The sequence below is a fragment of the Nosocomiicoccus sp. HMSC059G07 genome (genome assembly GCF_001815515.1).
In the GTDB taxonomy this organism is placed as follows: Bacteria; Bacillota; Bacilli; order Staphylococcales; family Salinicoccaceae; genus Nosocomiicoccus; species Nosocomiicoccus ampullae_A.
In genome coordinates, this window is record NZ_KV820797.1 from 1 (window position 1) to 941 (window position 941).

The 941-nt window shown below is 31.0% G+C and carries 2 protein-coding genes; both read right to left on the bottom strand.

The window, feature by feature from the left end:
• A partial coding sequence (locus tag HMPREF3029_RS09205) for an MmgE/PrpD family protein (RefSeq protein ID WP_144265392.1) occupies nt 1-426 on the bottom strand: 426 nt, incomplete at its 3' end.
• A gap of 29 nt (nt 427-455) precedes the next feature.
• A partial coding sequence (locus HMPREF3029_RS02580) for an MmgE/PrpD family protein (RefSeq protein WP_210400771.1) occupies nt 456-941 on the bottom strand: 486 nt, incomplete at its 5' end.

Consider the following 941-nt stretch of genomic DNA (forward strand, 5'->3'; position numbering starts at 1 on the left):
TCGATAATCAGGTAATAGGTTCGTAAATTCCTTTCTCTCAATAACTTTAATTTTATTTATAAGTGTTCTTATAATTGGTAAGTTATTTTTATAATAATTTAGAGGGTCTAATCCTAGTAATGTAATTGCAATACAGTAAGGAATAGAGAATTTAGCTTCTAGCTGGCTTGTAGGTGTTGTAGTATTACATCTACTTGCTAAATCGTAGGTTTCAATTGTTATAGTATCAATTGAATTTGTATCAATTATTTTTTCTTTCATAAGTCTTTCTGTAGCATCGATTGCACCATGTGTAAATCGACATGAAGGATATAATTTAAAATAATTTTTATCTACCATAGGTGTAGCTAAATCGTCTTGTAAAAGAGTATCAAAATTAATTGAGTTACCTAATTTGTATGAGTATACATCTTCGATAACTTGCATACTGGTTGTAAACCCAGAAGAATGTAAATCTAGATATTCTCACCAACAACTGCACTTAACCCACTATAAGCGTTACGTACAGTTAAACCAGATTCTGCAGAAAACCAACTTGTTGAAATAGGAAGACTTAAAGCGAGTCTCACACAATTTAACAGGTCATTTTCATTGAAATTTTTATTTAAAAGACATTTAAAAGCCACATACCCCACAATTCCCCAAGAACCGTGAGGATGTGTGTTTTTGTCTAAATCAATAGCACGAGCTATTCTGCTCGATATTTCATATGATTTTATAAATGCAATAAGTACGTCCTTGGTTTTGTAATTATTATTAGTAGTTAAAATTGCAGGAATAATTTGAGAACCGGGATGTCCTTTTGCTGCTGTATTTCCTTCATCTAATTCATTGGAAACTGCAGAAATACCATAAACTAATACAGCATCCATTTTATTAAGAGTAGCCGAGGAACCTAACATTTGAAAACTGTTATTAGTTTCAACGTTTTTTGTGTTTAT